Source organism: Micromonospora sp. C97 (genome assembly GCF_018070385.1).
Classification (GTDB): domain Bacteria; phylum Actinomycetota; class Actinomycetes; order Mycobacteriales; family Micromonosporaceae; genus Micromonospora; species Micromonospora parva.
The window spans coordinates 98,437-118,519 of record NZ_JAGPXU010000002.1; the positions used below are offsets into that span (position 1 = coordinate 98,437).

At 72.2% G+C, this 20,083-nt stretch carries 18 protein-coding genes and 1 riboswitch; of the genes, 5 read left to right on the top strand and 13 right to left on the bottom strand.

The window, feature by feature from the left end:
- Positions 1 to 35: 35 nt before the first annotated feature.
- From KBX26_RS03590 to KBX26_RS03605, 4 genes are all read right to left on the bottom strand, one after another.
- Positions 36 to 659: an ATP/GTP-binding protein gene (locus tag KBX26_RS03590; RefSeq protein WP_030329978.1), complete on the bottom strand. Its 624-nt coding sequence runs from the start codon at positions 657 to 659 to the stop codon at positions 36 to 38.
- Positions 640 to 1,005, bottom strand: coding sequence for a DUF742 domain-containing protein (locus tag KBX26_RS03595; protein WP_007465174.1), 366 nt, complete (start codon positions 1,003 to 1,005; stop codon positions 640 to 642). The genes KBX26_RS03590 and KBX26_RS03595 overlap by 20 nt, the downstream gene beginning before the upstream one ends.
- Positions 1,006 to 1,094: 89 nt before the next feature.
- Complete coding sequence (locus tag KBX26_RS03600; RefSeq protein ID WP_030329975.1) at positions 1,095 to 1,502, bottom strand: roadblock/LC7 domain-containing protein; 408 nt, start codon at positions 1,500 to 1,502, stop codon at positions 1,095 to 1,097.
- Positions 1,499 to 4,678, bottom strand: a complete 3,180-nt coding sequence (locus KBX26_RS03605) for a sensor histidine kinase (RefSeq protein WP_210864737.1) — start codon at positions 4,676 to 4,678, stop codon at positions 1,499 to 1,501. Before KBX26_RS03605 ends, KBX26_RS03600 begins: the two co-directional genes overlap by 4 nt.
- 444 nt (positions 4,679 to 5,122) lie before the next feature.
- On the opposite strand from KBX26_RS03605, the gene KBX26_RS03610 reads away from it, so the two are divergent.
- A complete protein-coding gene (locus KBX26_RS03610) occupies positions 5,123 to 6,301 on the top strand; it encodes an ABC transporter substrate-binding protein (RefSeq protein WP_030329971.1) in 1,179 nt (392 codons plus the stop codon).
- 217 nt (positions 6,302 to 6,518) lie between these two features.
- Here KBX26_RS03610 and KBX26_RS03615 read toward each other — a convergent pair whose 3' ends face one another.
- Both KBX26_RS03615 and KBX26_RS03620 read right to left on the bottom strand, forming a co-directional pair.
- Positions 6,519 to 7,376 (bottom strand): ABC transporter permease, encoded by an 858-nt coding sequence (locus KBX26_RS03615; protein WP_030329969.1) that lies wholly within the window; start codon positions 7,374 to 7,376, stop codon positions 6,519 to 6,521.
- 103 nt (positions 7,377 to 7,479) lie between these two features.
- A complete protein-coding gene (locus KBX26_RS03620) occupies positions 7,480 to 8,511 on the bottom strand; it encodes an ABC transporter substrate-binding protein (protein WP_030329966.1) in 1,032 nt (343 codons plus the stop codon).
- A gap of 270 nt (positions 8,512 to 8,781) precedes the next feature.
- Here KBX26_RS03620 and KBX26_RS03625 point away from each other — a divergent pair, with 270 nt between their 5' ends.
- From KBX26_RS03625 to KBX26_RS03640, 4 genes are all read left to right on the top strand, one after another.
- Entirely contained in the window at positions 8,782 to 9,567 is a 786-nt protein-coding gene (locus KBX26_RS03625; RefSeq protein WP_030329963.1) for an ABC transporter ATP-binding protein, read from the top strand.
- 2 nt (positions 9,568 to 9,569) lie between these two features.
- Entirely contained in the window at positions 9,570 to 10,520 is a 951-nt protein-coding gene (locus KBX26_RS03630) for an LLM class F420-dependent oxidoreductase (protein ID WP_030329961.1), read from the top strand.
- Positions 10,517 to 10,825, top strand: a complete 309-nt coding sequence (locus KBX26_RS03635; RefSeq protein WP_030329959.1) for a cupin — start codon at positions 10,517 to 10,519, stop codon at positions 10,823 to 10,825. The genes KBX26_RS03630 and KBX26_RS03635 overlap by 4 nt, the downstream gene beginning before the upstream one ends.
- Before the next feature lie 76 nt (positions 10,826 to 10,901).
- Positions 10,902 to 13,940, top strand: coding sequence for a hypothetical protein (locus KBX26_RS03640; protein WP_210864738.1), 3,039 nt, complete (start codon positions 10,902 to 10,904; stop codon positions 13,938 to 13,940).
- Between the two features lie 124 nt (positions 13,941 to 14,064).
- Here the strand turns inward: KBX26_RS03640 and thiC are convergent, their stop codons facing one another.
- The 7 genes from thiC to thiE all read right to left on the bottom strand — a co-directional run bounded on the left by thiC (position 14,065) and on the right by thiE (position 19,979).
- The gene (gene thiC, locus KBX26_RS03645; protein WP_030329954.1) at positions 14,065 to 15,657 is read right to left on the bottom strand and encodes a phosphomethylpyrimidine synthase ThiC; all 1,593 of its coding nucleotides are present in this window, start codon (positions 15,655 to 15,657) and stop codon (positions 14,065 to 14,067) included.
- Positions 15,658 to 15,673: 16 nt separating this feature from the next.
- Positions 15,674 to 16,459 carry a bifunctional hydroxymethylpyrimidine kinase/phosphomethylpyrimidine kinase gene (gene thiD / locus KBX26_RS03650; protein ID WP_210864739.1) on the bottom strand — a complete coding sequence of 262 codons (786 nt, stop codon included), beginning with the start codon at positions 16,457 to 16,459 and terminating at the stop codon, positions 15,674 to 15,676.
- On the bottom strand, positions 16,456 to 17,232 hold the full coding sequence (locus KBX26_RS03655; protein WP_210864740.1) for a thiamine phosphate synthase: 777 nt from the start codon (positions 17,230 to 17,232) through the stop codon (positions 16,456 to 16,458). The genes thiD and KBX26_RS03655 overlap by 4 nt, the downstream gene beginning before the upstream one ends.
- Complete coding sequence (locus KBX26_RS03660; protein ID WP_030329948.1) at positions 17,229 to 18,008, bottom strand: thiazole synthase; 780 nt, start codon at positions 18,006 to 18,008, stop codon at positions 17,229 to 17,231. Before KBX26_RS03660 ends, KBX26_RS03655 begins: the two co-directional genes overlap by 4 nt.
- Positions 18,005 to 18,205: a sulfur carrier protein ThiS gene (gene thiS, locus KBX26_RS03665; protein ID WP_030329946.1), complete on the bottom strand. Its 201-nt coding sequence runs from the start codon at positions 18,203 to 18,205 to the stop codon at positions 18,005 to 18,007. The genes KBX26_RS03660 and thiS overlap by 4 nt, the downstream gene beginning before the upstream one ends.
- Positions 18,196 to 19,359, bottom strand: coding sequence for a glycine oxidase ThiO (gene thiO / locus KBX26_RS03670; RefSeq protein WP_374224201.1), 1,164 nt, complete (start codon positions 19,357 to 19,359; stop codon positions 18,196 to 18,198). Before thiO ends, thiS begins: the two co-directional genes overlap by 10 nt.
- Positions 19,353 to 19,979, bottom strand: a complete 627-nt coding sequence (gene thiE / locus KBX26_RS03675) for a thiamine phosphate synthase (protein ID WP_030329941.1) — start codon at positions 19,977 to 19,979, stop codon at positions 19,353 to 19,355. Before thiE ends, thiO begins: the two co-directional genes overlap by 7 nt.
- Positions 19,974 to 20,083: riboswitch (TPP riboswitch) on the bottom strand. (Overlaps the previous gene by 6 nt.)

The window sequence follows — 20,083 nt, forward strand, 5'->3', positions numbered from 1 at the left end:
GGCCGGCCGTCGCGCGCCGGCCGTGACGCGGTGGTTCAGCCGACCGGCGTCGGGAAGCCCCGCCCGTGCTCCGACTGGAGCCGGAGCATGGCGTGCTCGACCACCGTCACCAGCACCTGCTTGACCGAGTCCCGCTGCCGGGCGTCGGTCATCACCAGCGGCACCTGCGGCGAGATGGCCAGCGCCTCGCGGACCTCCTCCGCCTCGTACTGCGGAGCGCCGTCGAACTTGTTCAGCGCCACCACGTACGGCAGGTTGCGGTTCTCGAAGTAGTCCAGCGGGGCGAAGGCATCGGTGATCCGGCGGGTGTCCACCAGCACGGCGGCACCCACCGCCCCCCGGATGATCTCGTCCCACATGAACCAGAACCGCGTCTGACCCGGTGTACCGAAGAGGTACAGGATCAGGTCCTGGGCCATGGTGATCCGGCCGAAGTCCATGGCGACCGTGGTGGTCTCCTTGCCCGGCACCTTGGACGGGTCGTCGATGCCGACACCCGCCGCGGTCATCAACGCCTCGGTGGTCAGCGGTGTGATCTCGGAGATCGCCCCGACCAGTGTCGTCTTACCGACGCCGAAGCCGCCCGCGACGACGATCTTCGCGGATACGATTCCCCGGCCCGGCCGCCCCCCTGCGGGGTCATAGCCTGCGAAGTCCACTTAGCACCCTTCCAAGCAGTTCCATCCGCTCCTCGAACCCCTCGGCGGGAGCAGCAGTGTGTAACGTCAGCAGGCTCTCGGCCACCATGTCGGCGACCAACACCCGGGCGACGCCCAGCGGCATCCGGGTGTACGCGGCGATCTCCGCCAGCGACTGTGCTCGGCCCTCACAGACCGTGGCGATGCGGTGCTTGTCGTGCCCGGCGAAGCGGGACTCCGCGACCTGGGTCGGCGAGGCGGTGAGGACGGCCTCAAGGGCGATGTCCTGCCGGGGCTCGGTACGACCACGGGTGACCGCGTACGGACGCACCAGCGCGCCGCGCGGGTCAGCGCGTCGTTGGTCCATTCCCGGTCACCTCCTCGTCCCTTGCGGAGCCGGCCTGCGCCGCCTCTCGTCCCTGGTCCGGCACTCGAAGTGAGCGCCGTCCCCCGGTGTTAAGAGCGCACCGCGTCGCGCGGCAGCGGCACCAGCGCGGCGCCCACCCGTTCGACCAGCAGCGCCATCTCGTAGCCCACCTGACCCACGTCGCAGCTGCGCGCGGCCAGCACGGCCATCGACGAACCGTCGCTGATCGACATCAGGAAGAGGTACCCGCTGTCCATCTCGATGACTGTCTGCAACACCCCGCCCGCGCTGAACATCCGGGCCGCGCCCTCGGTCAGGCTCACCACCCCGGAGGTGATCGCAGCGAGCTGGTCCGCCCGGTCCGCCGGCAGGTCCCGGGAGGACGCGAGCAACAGCCCGTCTGCGGACACCGCCACCACGTGGGCGATGCCCGCCACGCTGTCGGCGAAGTTGGTGAGCAGCCAACCCATGTCCTGCATGGCAGCTGGCCTGTTCATCGGCTCTCCTTGGTCGAGGTGCTGTTCAGGTCCGTTCCGGCCGTACGACCGCGCTGCACACCGCGGTGGTAGGCCGACAGCAGACCACGTACTTCATCCGGGGTCCGCCGGCTGCGGTCCCGGCCGCTCTTGGGCTCGATGCCACCCGGCACGAGCTGTGCCTGCGGCACCCGCTTGGGCAACCCGGAACGGGTGGTCCCGGCGGGGGCCGGCTCGGCAGCCCGGCTTGCCCGCGACCAGCCCTCGTCGGCCGCCGTACGCCAGGCCTCCGGGTCGGGAGCGGGCGCGGCCGGAGCCGTCCGGCCAGCCGGTGCCGGGCTCGGGGTCGGGGTGTACGACGGTGGCGCCGACGACCGGGCGGCGAACCCGTCCATCGTCGCGCCGCCGTTGCCCCCGGTGCCCGGCGCGGTCGTGCCGTCGGAGCTGCCCGGGGTGCGGGTCGGCAGCTTCGGCCGGGCCGGCGGCGCGGCCGGCACGGACGCCGCGCTGTTGCCGCTGCGCAGCCCGGAGTCGGCGGCGGGTGCGGGCGGCTCGTCGAAGTTGGGCCGGGTGAAGATCGCGGTGGCGTCGTCGCCGTGGGACCGGAACCAGACCGCTTCCATCTCCCGGAAGATCGGCGCTTCGGCGGGGAAGTCGGGCCGGGTGCTGACCGGTGCGGCGGGCACCGACGGCACGGCAGGCACCGGCGGTGCGGCGGGGACCGGCGGTGCGGCGGGGACCGGCGGTGCGGCCGGTGGTGCCACCGCACCCGGCCCGGCGACCGGCCCGACCGGAAGGCCCTGGCCGCCGCGCCCGTCCGCGCCATCCGCGGTGGCGCCCCGACGTGGCAGCGGGTCGACCGTCGGGTAGGCCACCGTCGGGCTGCCCATCGAGGCGCCCGCGCCGTTGCTGTACGCCGGACGTGCCGGCGGGAGCGGGGCGGCGGGTGCCGGAGCGGCCGGTGCCGGGTCGGCGGGTACGGGTGGCATGGTCGAGCGCGGGCCGGTGTAGCCACCCGCCTGTACGGCCGGGGTGGTGTCCCGCGAGTCGAGCGGTGACTGCCACTGGGCGGGTGCCGGCGTGCTGGTCCGCCACTGGTCGGGCAGCGTCGCCGCCGACGTGGCGGCACCGGCGAACTGCTCGGCGTGACCGACCGGGGTGAGCGGCGTCTGCTCCACGGCCATCGGCTGACGCGGCCGGGTGAGCACCTGCTCCCGGCCCCGGTTGCTGGGCAGCACCACCGTGGTGGCGGGCAGCGTCACCTGGGCTACGGTGCCGCCCTCGACGTTGCGGCGCAGCTCCACCCGGATGCCGTAGCGGGAGGCGAGCCGACTCACCACGGCCAGACCCATCAGCCGGAACGCGGCGACGTCGACGCTCGGCGGGGCGGCCAGCCGCCGGTTGAGCGAGTCGAGCTGTTCGTCGGTGAGGCCGAGCCCACGGTCCTCGATCTGGATCAGCACGTAGTCGCGGATCCGGCGACCGTCGGCGACCACAGTGGTGTTCGGCGGTGAGAATCGGGTGGCGTTGTCGAGGAGTTCGGCGACGAGACGTACCACGTCGTTGACCGCGTGGGCGGCCACCGAGATGTCGGTGTCCACGGTCCCGAACTCGATGCGGTTGTACAGCTCCACCTCGGACTGGGCGGCGCGCAGCACGTCCACCACCAACGCGTCGTCACGACGCGGTACGGCGGAGTCGGCGCCGGCCAGGACCAGCAGGTTCTCGTCGTTGCGGCGCATTCGAGTGGCCAGGTGGTCCAGTTCGAAGAGCTGCGCGAGCCGCTTCGGGTCCTCCTCGCCGCGCTCGATCGCGTCCAGCTCGCCGATCATCCGGTCGACCAGGGTCTGACTGCGGCGGGCCAGGTTGAGGAACATCGCCGAGACGCTGGTCCGCAGTGCCGCCTGCTCGGCGGCGACCCGCACCGCCTCCCGGTGGACGACGTTGAAGGCCAGCGCCACCTGACCGACCTCGTCGCGACTGTTGAGCTGGATGGGGTCGCGGACCTGGCGGACGATCTCGTCCACCCCGCCGTCGCCCACGCTGCCCATGTTCTGCAGCCGCTGCACGGCGTCGGGCAGGTCGTGGTTGGCCACCGAGAGGGCGCCCTCACGCAGTCGGCGCAGCGAGTGGTTGAGCGAGCGGGCCAGCACCACGGCCAGCGACACGGCGATGATCAGGGTCAGCAGCACCAGCACCGACTCGACCACTGCCTGCCGGATGACGTCCGAACGCGCCTGGTCGGCCTGCTGGAGCAGTCGGTCCTGCAGTTGGATCTCGGCCCAGCGCATCAGGTCGTTCACGGCGCCGATGGCCGCGGTGGCGTCCTGCGCGCTGACCAGCGGGCGCTGCCCGACCGAGCGGGTGATGTCGGTGGCCACCCGGTCGGACAGACCGACCGCGTCGCCGGAGACGGTGCTGTTGACCAGGCCGCGCTGCACCGGGTCGGCGGCCAGCGAGAAGGCGACCAGGGCCTCCTGCTGACCGGTCAACGTTGCCACGAAGGACGAGAACTGCTCCGAGTCGAGCTGGCCGGCCGTCAGCGCGGTGAAGGCGACCGCCTCTTCCTCGGCGACGGAAGCCTTGGCGCGGGCGAACGCGGCGACGGCGCGGCGGCTGTCCGCCAGGCTCTCGTCGCCGGGCAGCTGGGCCAGACCGTCACCGTACGAAACCAGGTCGGTGAGGATGACCCCGTAGCGGAGCACCGCCTCGGCGACCGCCATCTGCCGGCGGTCCAGCACCTCCTGGCGGGTGCCGTCCAGAGTGGCCAGGTGGTCGTCGATGGCGGCCAGCCGGTCCCGTAGGGCGGCCGGCACGTCGCCGATCCGGCCTCGCTCGGCGCGGTACTCGTCCACCTTCTGCTGCGTCTGGCGGACCCGCAGGTTGTACGCGTCGGCCGGCTGCTGCGGGGTGGCCAGGTAGGCGGCTGCGGCCATCCGCTCGGCGTGGAGATCCTGGGTGAGAGCGCTGACGTCGATGGAGAGGGCGGTCAGCGACCGGGCCCGGGTGGCGTCGAAGGCGCCTTCGCCGACGGAGATCAGACGGACCGTGGCCAGCGCGATCACCGCCGCCACCGGGACGACCAGAATCAGCGCCAGCTTGGACCGGATCCGGGCGTCGCGCAGTCTCGGCATCCGTCGGCGTTCACGCCGGTTGCTGTCGCCGAGCGCGGGCAGGGTCGTCGGTCCGGTGCTCACGACATCGCCTCCGTCGTTTCTTCCCCGCCTGAGCCGCCGAGCCATGCCGTAAGCGGAGGGGACCACGCGCGGCACGGCCGCGATTTCATCAGAGATGATCGTGTTTGGGAAGCCGCAGTGAGGTAGGAAACGGTCGGACGGAGCGCATCCCGTGATCCGGTCAACTGATACCTTCATTTCCGCAAGCCCCTGAACAGGGCATGTAACTCCAGAGTGGTCACGCGTGTATGCAAAGTGAGCTTTTGCAAACATTGCGTTACCCCAGCATGTGGGATGGCCGTCCCGAAAATGCCACCGGGGTCCGCGCTTGACCACAGCGCCGGCCATTGGCAAGGTTTTGCAGGCTTCGCGCACACCGTACGGCAGAGAAGATCCCGCCCTCCACTGAGGACGGATTAGCGGCGGTGACCGGGCAGCGCCCGCGCCCGCACCTGGAGGACTGAGTTGAGCCCCATCCGCTCCGCGACCATCGCGGCGCTCGCATCGGCCGTAGTGGCCACCACGCTCACCGGCTGCCAGTTCGGCGAGGCAGAGCAGGACACGAGTCCGATCGTGATCGCCGCTGATCTCGAACTGTCCGGCGCCGCAGCCACTGTTGGCCGGACATACCAGCGAGCCCTCGAACTCAAGGTCGAGCAGTTGAACTCCTCCGGAGCACTGAACGGCCGGGAGATCAAGCTGACGGTCAAGGACAACCGTTCCGACTCCGCCGAGTCACTTCGCAACATCGTCGACTTCAGCAACGATTCGCGGGTCAGCGCCATCATCATGGGCGGCTGCAACGAATGTGCGGTCGGTGCGGTCGGCACCATCAACGAGAAGCGGATTCCCACCATTGCGCTAGCCGCTTCCGGCGCGATCGCGGCACCGGTCGCCGAACGGCGTTACGTGTTCAAGCTGGGCCCTAACGCCCCGGACAGCGCCGCCGCGCTGACCACCGAACTGCGCCGCAACAACATCCGCAAGGTGGGGATGCTGGTCAGCGACGACGACTACGGCCAGGAGGGCGCGACCGCCCTCAAGAGCGAGCTGGACAAGGCAAACATCTCGCTCCGGCAGCAGCGGATCAAGACCACCGACACCGACGTGAACCGGCAGGTGCAGCAGCTCGCCTCGGGCAAGCCCGACGCGATGGTCTTCTGGACCCCGCCGGAGCAGGCGACCCTGGCCGCCGCCAGCGCCCAGCAGACCACCTTCCGTGGGTCGATCTACTTCGACGCGGGAGCGGCCGGGGACCTCTTCCTCGGCGCGGCCGCCAAGGCGACCGAGAAGGCGACGCTGATCTTCACGCAGACGATGGTGATCGACGACGTGATCGCGACCACGCCGGCCAAGGCCGCGCGGCGGCAGTGGTTCCAGGACTACACGGCACGCTTCGGCGGCTACAACGGGTCCTCGTCCTTCGCCGCGGACGCCGTCCAGCTCATCGCCGACGCCGAACTGCGCGCCGGCGGCGAGATCGGGAAGGTCGACCGCAACGGCATTCGGGACGTGCTGGAGACGTCCCAGATGGACGGTCTGTCCGGCCCGATCCGCATGACTCCGGACAACCACAGCGGCCTGATGCCGCAGGCGCTCACCACGCTTGTCGCCCGCAATGGTCGCTGGCGGCTGGCGGGGTAGACGCTTGGGCCTTTCATCTGGCAGGGCTTGTCGGGGTGCCGGGTGGGGGGTGTGGCCGACCGTGCCCGGCTCCGGGCGGTCAGGCTTGATCCCTGCGCCGGGCACGGTCGGCCACACCTGACTCGCCTGCGGCTTCGACGCGACAAGGGCCGGCCTCCGATGGGAGGCCGGCCCTTCGCGTTTTCTGGGATTGATCTCTTCTGTTGTTGGTTTGCCTTCAGCGGCTGCTGGTGGTTTCTCGGACCCAGGGCAGGGCGATTCGCTCGATCAGCAGGAGCGCCGAGTAGAGCAGGATGCTCACCAGCGCCACCAGCATGATCGCCGCCCAGGCGGTGGCGGCGTCGCCGATGCCCGCGTACTGCGTGATGACGTAGCCCAGGCCACTCTCACCGGCCTGGAACTCACCGATCACCGCGCCGATAGCGGCCAGCGGCATGCCCACCTTGAGCCCGACGAAGATCTGCGGCAGCGCGGCCGGGAAGCGCACCTTGCGGAACGCCTGCCAGCGGGAGGCGTTCCAGGAGCGCACCAGTTCGGCCAGGTCGGCCGGCGTGGTGGTCAGCCCGGTCGCGGTGGAGAGCACGATCGGGAAGAAGCAGAGCAGGAACACCATGGTCAGGATCGGTTTCTGGCCCCAGCCCAGCGCCACCACCAGCAGTGGACCCAATGTGATCTTGGGCACCGCGTTCACCGCGACGAGCAGCGGGGTGAACATCCGCTCCACAGTGCGGGAGCTGGCCAGGGCGAGCCCGATCAGCACACCGGCGACCACCGAGAGGGCGAAGCCGGTCAGGATCTCCAGCGTGGTGTCCCAGGTGTGCTCCAACAACTGGACGGGCTTCTCGACGAACGCGTTGAGCACGTCACCGGGCGGCGGCAGGGCGACCGGGTGAACCAGTTCCAGCCGGGCGACCAGCCACCACGCCGCCAGCGCGGTCAGGATGCCGACCGCGGGCAGCACCGCATCGGCACCGGCGCGCAGGCCGGCGCCTCGACCCGCGCGCCCCGCCTCGGGGCCGGCGTTGGGAGGCGGGGTTTCCGCCACCGCCGGGTCCGCTGACCGGACGTCGGTCATCTCTGTCCTCCTCGAAATCCCACGGCCCGCCGGGGGCCGACGAGCGTCGGGGGTACGCCCCACCGGGATCGGCGGAACGTACCCCCTGATGACGACCGGACGATCAGGCCTTCGGCGCGAGGCTGAAGTCGATGATCTGCTCGGGGGTGATGTTCTGCTTCAGCGCGCCGGCGCCCTGCAGGATGGCGATGCTCTTGGCGACCCGGCCGCTGTCCAGGGTGCCGATCGCGGTGCCGGTGTTGCCGGAGCGGACGTACGCGGCCATCAGGTCCAGCTCGGCGGCGGCGGAGACCGGGTTGGTGGCGTCGACGTTCTTCTTCAGGATGTCGGCGGCCTCCTTGGAGTTCGCCAGGCTGTACTCGAGGCCCTTGAGCAGCGCCGCGGTGAACCGCTTCACCATCTCGGGCTTCTCCTTGGCGATCTTCGAGGAGGTGATCAGCACGTTGCCGTAGAGGTCCTGCATCACGTTGCTGTACGGCAGCATGACGGCCTTCTTCTTGGCCGCCGCCTCGATGGTCGGCTGACCGACGACGAACTGACCGATGCCGTCCACCGAGCCGGAGGCCAGCGTGCCGATCAGGTTCTGCGCCTCACCGTTGACCCAGGTCACCTTGGTCGCGTCCACACCGGCGAGCCGGGCGTACGTCGGGAAGAGGTTGCGGACCACGGACCCGGGGGTGTCGGCGAGCTTCTTGCCCTCCAGGTCCTTCGGGGAGCTGATGTTCTTGCCCTCGACGGTGGCGATGCCCGCCATGGTGCGCTGCTGGATCGCGGCCACCGCGGTGAAGTCCTTCGCCTGGCCGTTGCCGAGCTGGAGCAGACCGCCGGTGAGGTCGATCGGGCCGAAGTCGGCCTGGCCGCCGACGACGGTCTGGATCACGCCGCCGGTGCCCTGGCCGGCCTTGATCTCGACGTCGAAGCCGGCTTCCTTGAAGAAGCCCTTGTCCTTTGCCACCCAGGCGTAGGAGTCACGGCCGAAGTTGCCGAACGAGGTGAGGTAGGTCACCTTCTCCAGCGCCTTGCCGTCGCCGCCCTTGACGTCGTCGGCCGAATCCGACCCGCTGCTGCAGGCGGAGACAAGGGCGAGGGCGGTGGCCAGCGCGGCCGTAGCGACCGTACGGGTCAGCCTTCTCATCAGTGCACCATGTCCTTTCCGACCGGGGCCGGCAGGCCACCGGAGGGGGTTGTTATGACGGGCCGGCGAGAGGGGTGGAAGCCGGGCTCCGCCGTCGTGAGGGGACTCTTCGCGGGCACAGCGTACGAGAAACCCACAGTTGTGACGCCAGGCGTATCGGGTTGCGGAACGGAAACAACATGACGACCACCCCAGCCGGTGCCATACCTCGACACGGCGGTTAGCCTTTGTCGGATTCCTGACCCTCGACTCAGCGGAGGTACGCCGGAGATGATCCGACTGTCCGGGGTGTCCCGAACCTTCGAGGGCCGGTCCGGCCGGGTGGAGGCGCTGCGCGGCATCGACCTCGACGTCGCCGAGGGCGAGTTCGTCGCCGTGCTCGGCCGCTCCGGCTGCGGCAAGTCCACTCTGCTGCGGCTGATCGCCGGCCTGCTCCCGCTGAGCGCCGGTGAGATCACCGTCGCCGGTACGCCAATCACCCGCCCGCGCCAGGACATCGCCATGCTGTTCCAGAAGCCGGCGCTGCTGCCCTGGCGCACCGTGCTGGACAACGTCCTGCTGCCCGTGGAGATCTTCGGCTGGAGCCGCGCCAAGCACCGGGAACGGGCCCGGCAACTGCTCGACGTGGCTGGGTTGGCCGGCTTCGAGAAGCGGCTGCCGCACGAGCTCTCCGGCGGCATGCAGCAGCGGGTGTCACTGTGCCGGTCGCTGATCGGCGAGCCCCGGGTGATGCTGATGGACGAGCCGTTCTCCGCGCTGGACGCGCTCACCCGCGAGGAACTCTCCGGCGAACTCCAGCGGGTGCACATGGAGAACAAGCCGACGATCGTCTTCGTCACCCACTCGATCGACGAGGCGGTGCTGCTCGCCGACCGGGTGGTCGTGCTGAGCCCCCGTCCCGGCCGGATCCGCAAGGTCGTCGAGGTGGCCATCCCCCGGCCCCGCACCCTGGGCCGCAACGCCCACCTGGCCGACGTCGCCCAGGTCAGTGCCGACCTGCACGAACTGCTGATGGAACGCGAGCAGCCGGCCTCCGTCGGCGCGGAAGGACACTGACCATGCGGGTGTCGGTCTTCACCGAGCCGAACCGTGGCGCCAGCTACGACACCCAGCTCCGGTTCGCCCGGCTGGTTGAGGCCTGCGGCTACGAGGGCTTCCTCCGCGCCGATCACTACCAGTCGATGGGCGCGGACCCGGGCCTGCCCGGCCCGACGGACGCCTGGCTGACCCTCGCCGCCCTGGCCCGGGAAACCGAACGGATCCGGCTCGGCACCCTGGTGACGTCGGCCACGTTCCGCCTGCCCGGCCCGCTCGCGGTGATGGTCGCGCAGGTCGACCAGATGAGCGGTGGCCGGGTCGACCTGGGCATCGGCGCCGGCTGGTACGAGCGCGAGCACACCTCGTACGGCATCCCGTTCCCGGCGGTCGGCGAGCGCTTCGACCGGCTCGCCGAGCAGCTGGAGGTGATCACCGGTTTGTGGGGCACCCCGCCCGGCCAGACGTACACCTTCACCGGCGACCACTACCGGCTGGTGGACGCTCCCGCGCTGCCCAAGCCGGTGCAGGTTCCCGGCCCGCCGATCATCGTGGGCGGGCGCGGCCCCAAGCGCACACCCGAACTGGCCGCCCGGTACGCCGACGAGTTCAACATGCCGTTCAAGTCCGTGGCCGTCACCGCCGAGGCGTACGACCGGGTGCGCGAGGCGTGTGAGCGGACCGGACGGGCGGAGTCCGGGCGCGACCCGTTGGTGCTCTCCGCCGGCATCGTCGTCGCCATCGGCCGCACCGACGCGGAGGCCCAGCGTCGGGCCGCGCCCCTGCACGAGAAGAGCGCGCTGCCTCCGGAGGACCCGGTGGTCGGCTCCCCCGCGCAACTCGCGCAACGGATCAACGAGTTCGCCGCCATCGGCACCACGCGGGTCCACCTGCGCCTGATCGACTTCGATGATCTCGACCACCTTGAGCTGATCGCCGCCGAGGTGCTGCCCCAACTGGACGGAGCACGATGACCGACGTGATCGACGGAACCGAACTCGGACCGGTGGGTCAGGAGATCGTGTACGAGAACGACCGGGTCCGGGTCTGGCACATCCGCCTCGAACCGGGCGAGCGGCAACCGCTGCACCGGCACGACCACCCCTACCTGGTGGTGGCGATCGAGGGCGCCAAGAACGTCGTACAGACCGTCGACGGCACCCGGATCGACGCCGACGAGCCCACCGGCGGGGTGGTCTACCGGGACCCGGGCGCGGTGCACATGCTGACCAATGTCGGGGATACGACTTACCTGGCCCGGCTGGTCGAACTCAAGTAGACCCGCCGGTGGCCACCGGCGTGCCGCGCGGCGCGCCGTTGGCTATCGGGTGTACCAGGTGCGTAACGTGCCGGACATGGCCTTTCGGACCTGGGGCAAACTGCTGCTCACGGCGCTCGGGGTGAGCGTGCTGGCCGGAGCCGGCCAGCTCGGCGTCGCGTACGGTTTCGGCATCGTCCGCCTGACCGGCGCATTCACCGGTACGACAGTCAACCAGTGGCCGGCCCAGCTCGTCTGGGTGGGCTGGTTCGCCGCGAACGCCGCCGTGGCCGGTGCCGTCCTGACCGGACGCCTCGCCCGCCGCGACGTTCCGGCGGCCAGCACCGGCCGGCAGTTGGCGGTCGGTGGCGCGGCGGCGCTCGGCGCCACAGTCATCGCCCCGCTCTGCATGCAGCCCGCCCGCGCCGCGGAGCTGATCTCCGTCGACCCGGTCTGGGCGGTGGGCATCTGCGCCATGGTCGGTGCGGTGATCGGGGCGGGCGCGGCGATCGCCGTCCTGTTCCGGCCCGAGCTGGGCTGGAACATGACGGCAGTGGCCGGCGCGGTCTGGCTGCTGGCGCTCATCTCCGTCCTGCCGTCGCTCGGCACTGTCGGCCCGCTGCCGACCGTCCGGCTCGGCGTGCTGGAGCCGAGCTGGCTCGGCGACGCCGCCGCCCAGCGGCTGGCGCTGCTCCTGCTGCCCACCGTGGCGCTGCTGGCCGGCGCGGCGACCGCCGGGCTGGCTCGCTGGCGCGGCCAGGCCCCACTGGTCAGCGGGGCCACCGGGGTGGCCGGTCCGGTGCTGGTGGCGTTCGCCTACCTGACCGCCGGTCCGGGTGACGCGGTGGACCGCTACCAGGCCACCCCCTACTACGGCTCGTTGATCGCGATCCTCGCCGGAGCACTCGGCGCGGCCGCCGCCGCGCTGCTGCGCTGGCCGACGGGCACCCGTACCACCGATCCGCAGGCGATCAAGCCCACCGCCATCCTGCGCCCACTGCCCGCCGGCCCGGCGTTGCCCGACGCCACGCCGGCGAACGATCGGGACACCGCCGAGCGCGCCGACCCGGAGTCGGCCAACGCCGAACTGTCCACCCGCGCGCAGCCGGGCGTCGTCGCCGGCCCGTGGCCGACGGGCGACCCCGAGGGCGTACGCACCGTCCCGGCCCACTGGGACTGGCCGGGGACCACAGCGAGCGGCCAGCACGGCCCGACTCCCGCCGCTGCTCCGTCCGCCTCCACCCCGCCGTCTCCGGCGGATCCGCTGTCCCCCGCCGGCCCGTTGTCCCCCGCTGGCCCGGCGTCTCCCGCTGGCCCGGCGTCTCCCGCTGGTCCGTTGTCCCCCGCTGATCCGCTGTCTTCCGCTGGTTCGTTGTCTCCCGCCGGTCCGACTCAGTCCGCTGCCTGGCTGACCGCGCCGACCGGGGAACTCGCCGCGGCAGCCCAGACGCCCTCGGTGCGCGACGGTGACGCCCCGGCCACGACCGGGCCCTCGGCCAGCACCGACGCCAGTGCCGCCACCGCGACCAGCAGCGCCGCCGGACGCACCGACGCCACCAACCCGGCAGGCGGCCGAGCGGCCGACGGGCCGACCGACAGCGTGGCGACGGGCACGAGCGGCAAGCTGACCGGTCGGCGCACCACCCGCAAGGCCGCCACCCCGACCAGCACCGACGCACCCGGCACGGACACGACCGGCACGCACACGACCAGCACCGACGCACCCGGCACGGACACGACCGGCACGCACACGACCGGCACGGGCGCATCCGGGACGGGCACGACCGGCCACGGCACGCCCGAGCCGCCGCAGACGATCAAGCCGCGGCGAGCCCGCAAGCCGAAGACCGACCCGGACGCCGTGGCTGACGGCACGTCCCTCACCGACACGACGGCCACCCCCGAGACGAGCACCCCCGAGACGAGCGCCGACGAGACGGCCACCGGCCGCGCCACGAGGGCGACCGGGCCGGGCAGGTCCGCCGACAGCGTTGGCTCCGACGCGGCCACCGCCACTGCGGTGCCCGGCCAGGAGAGCCCGGGTGAGCGGTCGAGCGCGACGTCCGAGCCCACGTCGGCTGCTGACGCCGGCACGGCAGCAGCCCGCAGCACCGCTCCCGGCGGGCGGCGAGCAACGGCCACCGGCTCGAAGCGAACGCCGGCCCGCTCGACGGCCGCCGGAGGCGGCACGACGCCGGTGCCGGCCGACGCCGAGTCACCGGCCACGGCAACCGCCGAGGCACCGACCACCACCGCCGGGGCGACACACGCACCGACCGCCCCAGCTGACGCGGCGCGAGCACCGGCGAAACCGACAGCGACCGGCGACTCTGCCGCGGCGGCCACCGCCTCCCCACGCGCTCCGAAGACCGGCACGGGCAGCTCGACAGCACCGGCCGACCCGACCAGTGACTCGGTGATCGCCGGGGGCACCGACAGCGCCGGGCCCGCCCCCGAGGTTCCCGCCGCCGGGTTGTTCGGGGCCACCGCCGCCGATGACCCGGACACGGACCGCTGGACGCCCGCACCGTCGGCCTGGCCGGTCACCTCGGCGTGGACGGTGCCACCGCAGGCCGCCGAGCCCGAGACGACGGCGTCGGACGGTTCGAGGGGGCCCGACGAGCCGACCGAGCCGACGCCCAGGCCCCGGCATCGGGCACCGTTGCCGGATCTGAGCCGGGCCGGCACCTGGAACGCGTTCGACACCTCCCGGCGCGCCAGGTCGACGGAACCGCAGGACAGCTCGTCGGCACGGACGACCTCGACCGGCACCAGCGAGCCGACAGTAGCGGCCCAACACCCGAAGCCGACGGAGTTGCCGGGGACGGTGGGCGCGCCCGCCGGTGCGACCGACAGCGGCACCGGCGATCCGGCGGGTGCCGACGCCACGTCACCGGCACAGGTGGCGGAGCAACCCTCCCGGCGAGGACGACTCGGTGGGCTGTTCCGCCGCAACCGGTCCCGTGCCGACGAGGAGGGCCCGAAGACGTCGGATGCGGCCGAGCCGCTGGCCACCCAGGACGAGGAATTCGTCGACTGGGTCGCCGGGCTGAGCAAGCCGGTGTCGGACAACGAGCCCGAGCAGGAGAACGGCCGCCGGTCGTTGCGCTCCAGCGGCCGACACCACCGCGACTGACCGATCGACTCGGGTCGTCCGGGCTGACACAGTCACCCGGACGACCCGACATTCATGAACCCGAGTCGATCAACCCACGGCAACCCGCGCACCGGACCACTGACGGCCCGGCCCAGCGGGCAGGTCAGGCGAGCGGCAGGTAGACCCGGCTACCGCCGGAGATGAACTCGTCCGACTTGTCCTTCATGCCGCGCGCCGCGTACTCCTTGAGCTCTTGGGTGATCTTCATGGAGCAGAACTTCGGGCCACACATCGAGCAGAAGTGCGCGGTCTTCGCCGGCTCGGCGGGCAGTGTCGCGTCGTGGTACGAGCGGGCCGTCTCCGGGTCCAGCGAGAGGTTGAACTGGTCCTCCCAGCGGAACTCGAACCGCGCCTTCGACAGGGCGTCGTCCCAGGCCTGCGCGCCGGGATGCCCCTTGGCCAGGTCCGCCGCGTGGGCCGCGATCTTGTACGCGATCACGCCCGCCTTCACGTCGTCCCGGTCCGGCAGGCCGAGGTGCTCCTTCGGCGTGACGTAGCAGAGCATCGCGGTGCCGAACATGCCGATCATCGCGGCGCCGATCGCCGAGGTGATGTGGTCGTACGCCGGCGCGATGTCGGTGGTCAACGGACCGAGCGTGTAGAAGGGCGCCTCGTGGCACCACTCCTGCTGAAGGTCCACGTTCTCCTTGATCTTGTGCATCGGTACGTGACCGGGGCCCTCGATCATCACCTGGACGTCGTGCTCCCAGGCGACCTTCGTCAGCTCGCCGAGGGTACGCAGCTCGGCGAACTGCGCCTCGTCGTTGGCGTCGGCGATGGAGCCGGGGCGCAACCCGTCGCCGAGGGAGAACGTCACGTCGTACTTCGCGAGAAGCGTGCACAACTCCTCGAAGTAGGTGTAGAGGAAGTTCTCCTCGTGATGCGCCAGGCACCACGCCGCCATGATCGAACCGCCACGGGACACGATCCCGGTCACCCGGTTCACGGCCAGCGGCACGTACGGCAGGAGCACACCGGCGTGCACTGTCATGTAGTCCACACCCTGCTCGGCCTGCTCGATCACGGTCTCCCGGAACACGTCCCAGCTCAACTTCACCGGGTCGCCGCCGACCTTCTCCAACGCCTGGTAGATCGGCACGGTTCCGATCGGCACCGGGGAGTTCCGCACGATCGCCTCCCGGGTCTCGTGGATGCGCTTACCGGTGGACAGGTCCATCACGGTGTCCGCGCCCCAGCGGGTGGCCCAGGTCAGCTTCTCCACCTCCTCCGCGACCGACGAACTGACCGCCGAGGTGCCGATGTTGGCGTTCACCTTGACCAGGAACGCCTTTCCGATGATCGCCGGCTCGCACTCCGGGTGGTTGACGTTGAGCGGGAGCACCGCCCGGCCGGCGGCGATCTCGGACCGAACGAGTTCCGGGTCGACGTTCTCCCGGATCGCCACGAACTCCATCTCCGGCGTCACCACACCGGCCCGCGCGTACGCCAGCTGCGTCGGCCGGCGACCGTCCATTCCGGCCAGCGGGGTGCCCGGCCCCCGCACCGGCGCCACATCACCCCGCTCGGCGATCCACGGCCCCCGCAACGGCGGCAGCCCCACCTCCGGGTCCGAACCAGGACCCGACGTGTCGTAGAGCCGCACCGGTGGCAGATCACCAGTCAGCCCCACCTCCGCGAACGGCACCCGGACATCCGGCCGCGAACCCTCGACGTACACCTTGCCTCGTGCGTGCATGACAGCCTCCTGGTGATCAGGCGGACCAGCCGAAGTGGTTCAGCGGCCCGCGCCCCGCGCCCAGCTCCCAGCCCCGCGCGCCGGACAGCGCACGGAGCACGTACTCCTTGGCGGCCCCCACGGCGACCGGCACCGCGTCGCCCCGACCGAGCCGCACCGCGATGGCCGCGGAGAACGAACACCCCGTGCCGTGGGTGTGCCGGGTGTTCACCCGGGGTCCGCGCAACACCGTGGTGACCCCGGCGCCGTGCAGCACGTCGACCGCCTCGCCCCCGTCGAGGTCACCGCCCGTGACCACCACGTACTCCGGGCCGCCGGCCGCCAGAGCCTCGGCGGCCACGACCATCGCGGCCACGTCGTCCACCGGGCGTCCGGTGATCGCCGCCGCCTCCGCGCAGTTCGGGGTCGCCACAGTGGCGTACGGCAACAGCCGCTCCACCGCGCCCACCACGCCGAGCCGGTGACCGCTCGTGGCGACCAGCACCGGATCGACGACGAGTTGCGGCAACCGGCCGTCCCGGGCCGCCTCGGCCACCACGTCAGCGATCGCCGGGGTGCCGAGCATCCCCGTCTTCACCGCGGCGACTGTGAAATCGGTGAGCACGCTGTCCAACTGCTCGGTGACAGTGCGCGGGGGCAGCGGCAGTACCGCGTCGACGCCCCGGGTGTTCTGCGCGGTGACCGCCGTGAGGACGCTGGTGCCGTACGCGCCCAGCGCGGCGAAGACCTTGAGGTCGGCCTGGATGCCGGCGCCGCCGCCGGAGTCCGAGCCGGCGATGGTGAGGATCGTGCTCGGGGTCATTTTCCTGAGTCTCTGGTTGCGGTTTGGGGCTGCGGCGGGCCGTGGTTGGTTGCGGTTTGGGGCTGCGGCCGACCGTGCCCACTCCGGGCGGTCAGGCTTGATCCCTGCGTGGGCACGGTCGGCCGCAGCCCTGACGTGGGGACCTGGGTGACCCCGTGCCGGGTTTGGGTCAGCTTGGGGGTGACCGCCTTGGCATAGGCGCTGGTCAGGGTGGCGGCTGTTTCGGCGGGGTCTTTGGCTCGCATCAGTGCGCCCAGGACTGCTACTCCGACGGCTCCCGCCTCGACGCAGGCGGTTACCTGTTCTGGTGTCTCGATGCCGCCCAGTGCCAGCACTGGCACGTTGCTGACCTCGACCAGATTGCGCAGTCCCGCGACGTCCAGGGGTGGGCCGTAGCCCGGTTTTGTCTTTGTGAGGTGGACCGGGGAGATGGTGGCGTAGTGCTCGGTGGTGAGGCGGGTCAGCTCGGTCTGGTTGTGGCAGGAGCGGCCGACCAGCTGGTGGGATGGCGGTGGGTACGGGCCGGCGGCGGGCAGGTGCACGGCGTCGCCGCCGAGCGGGTCCGGGCCGGCCACGACGAGGGTTCCGCCGACGTCGGCGAGGATCGCGCGCAGGTCGGCGGCGAGGGCGGCGCGTTCGGCACGGGGCAGGTCCTTCTCCCGCAGCACCACCCAGCGCACTCCCCCGGCCACCGCCGCGGCCACGACCCGGTCGAGCCCGCCCCGCGCGACGAGCCGATCGGTCAACACGACAACCCCGGACGGCGCTGTCACAGCTCGGGTCTTCCCTCGTCGGGGGTGGAGGCGAGCGCGTGGAAACGGCGCTCGATCCGGCCGGCCCCGGCGGCCAGCCGGCCCGCCTCGACCGCGTACCGCATGGCGGTGGCCATCGCCACCGGATCGGCCGCCCGGGTGACCGCACTGGCCAGCAGCACCCCGTCACAGCCCAGCTCCATCGCCAGGGCCGCGTCGGACGCGGTGCCGATGCCGGCGTCGAGGATCACCGGCACGTCCACACCCTGCCGGATGAGCCGAATGTGGTGCGGGTTGCCGACGCCGAGCCCGGAACCGATCGGCGAGCCGGCCGGCATGACCGCGGCGCAGCCCACGTCGGCGAGGCGGCGGGCGAGCACCGGGTCGTCACTGGTGTACGGCAGCACGGTGAAGCCGTCGGCGACCAACTCCTCGGCGGCGCGGAGCAACTCCACCCCGTCGGGCAGGAGGGTCCGCTCGTCGCCGATCACCTCCAGCTTGACCCAGTCGGTGTCGAACGCGTCCCGGGCCAGCCGGGCCACCTTCACCGCCTCGGTCGCGGTGTGGCAGCCGGCGGTGTTCGGCAGCAGGCGTACGCCGCACCGGTCCAGCAGTTCCAGCAGTCCACCGGTGGAGCCCGGCGCGGTGCCCACCCGGCGCAGCGCCACTGTGACCAGCTCGGTGCCGGACGCCCGGATCGCCTGCTCCAACACGTGCAGGTTCGCGGCGCCGCCGGTGCCGAGGATCAACCGTGAGGTGAAGGTCTCCCCACCCAGCTCGAACGGCACGCCGCTCACCCGCCCTGCGCCGCGGTGAGCACCTCGACCCGGTCACCGTCTCGCAGCGCCCGGGTAGGCCAGCCGGTGCGCGGCACCACCTCGCCGTTGACCGCGACCGCCACCCCCCGTGGGTGCGGCACGATGTCGCCGACCAGGTCCGCCACTGACGCGCCGGCGGGAACGCTGCGCCCGGCCCCGTTCACCGTCAACTCCACGGGTCCCCCTCCATCGTCGGTTCAGGTCCGCCCACGACGGCACCGGTCGGGCCGAAGCGGTCCGCCCGCAAGGGCGTGAGCAGTGGGTCGGGTCCGCCGCCGAGCACCAGGTCGGCGATCAGGTCGGCGGTGATCGGGGTGAGCACGATGCCGTGCCGGTGATGCCCGGTGGCGGCCAGCACGTCCGGCCGGTCGGGCAGCGGGCCGAGGATCGGCGCGTTGTCCGGGGTGCCCGGGCGCAGCCCGGCGACGGCCTCGACCAGGTCGTACTCGGCCAGTTCGGGCAGCAGGTCGACCCCGGCGCGCAGCAGCCGCTGCACCGCGCCCGCGGTGACCGTGGTGTCCGACCGCTCCTCGACAGTCGCGCCGAGCACCACCTCGCCGTCGTCGCGGGGCACCAGGTAGACGTGCTCGCCGTCGGCGTACCCCCGGATCACGTGCCGGAAGCCCGGCGCGAGGCCGTCGGGCGCGCGGAGCCGGAGGATCTGACCCTTCACCGGCCGCACCGGCAGGCCGGTGAGCGCGGCGGCCCCGCAGCCGGCGGCGACCACCGTGACACCGGCGTCCAGATCGGACAGCTGCCGGACCGGTTGCGGCACGAGCACCACGCCGGCCCGCTGCGCGGCCGTGCGCAGCGCCGGCACCAGCAGCCGGGGGTCGACCTGGTGGTCGGTGGGCGCGAGCGCGCCGCCGCGCACCCGGGGGGCGAGCGCCGGTTCGCGGTCGCGCAGCTCGCTGGGGCGCAGCGGCGTCACCGGCAGGCCCAACCCCTGCTGGTACGCCCAGAGCCGGCGCGCCTCGGCCAGGTCGTCGCCGGTGAGGCCGACCATCAGTGTGCCCTCGGTCCGGTAGCCGATCCCGACTCCGGTCGCCTCGGTCAGCTCGGCGGCGAACGCCGGCCAGCGCTCGGCGGACGCCACCAGCAACGCGGTCAGCTGCCGTTCGCCGAAGTACGCCTCGGCGACCGGGGAGAGCATCCCGGCGGCCACCGACGACGCCCCCGAGCCGGGTGCGGGATCGTGCACCGCCACCCGCAGCCCTCGCGCGGCGCAGCGCCAGGCGATCGCGAGCCCGATCGGCCCCGCCCCCACCACTGCCACGTCCGGCCGGACCCGGTCGCTCGACGGCGCTGACGGGAACCGGCCGGTCAGCACGTCAGGGCCTCGATCAGCGCGGCGGTCGCCAGTGCCGGGTCGGCGGCGGCGGAGACGGCACCGACCACCGCCACCCCGTACGCCCCGGCGGCCCGCAGCGCCGGCACCCGGGCGGCGGTCACTCCACCGATCGCGATGACCGGCACGTCGACGGCGTCGACGACGGCACGTACCCCGGAGGGCCCGATGGGATCCGGCAGACCGGTCTTGGTGCTGGTGGTGTGGCACGGTCCGACGCCGAGGTAGCTGGCTCCCGCCGCGACGGCCTCGCCCGCGGTGCCCGGCGCGCGGGCGGTGGCGCCCAGCACGCCGGTGGGGCCGAGCACCCGGCGGGCGGCGGCGACCGGCAGGTCGTCGGCGCCGACGTGGCCACCGGCGGCGCCCACCGCCAGCGCCACGTGCAACCGGTCGTTGACCAGGCAGGACGCCCCGTACGAGGTGCACAGCGCCAGCACCCGTCGGGCCAGGTCGTACGCCTCACGGTCGGTGGCGGAATCCTCCACCCGGACCTGCACCACCAGCTCGGCACGGGCCGCGCTGAGGGCGGCCCGGACCACGGCGAGTGGGTCACGCCCGGGTCGGGTGTCGGTGATGAGATGCAATCGCCCCAGGGACGGCACGGCAACACTCCTCCCTGCGCCGGCATTACCCGGATCAGGTTCGACGGTCGGGGGCTGTCAGCCCCCCTCTCAGCCCGGTACACCGGGCTCCCGTGGGTTACTTG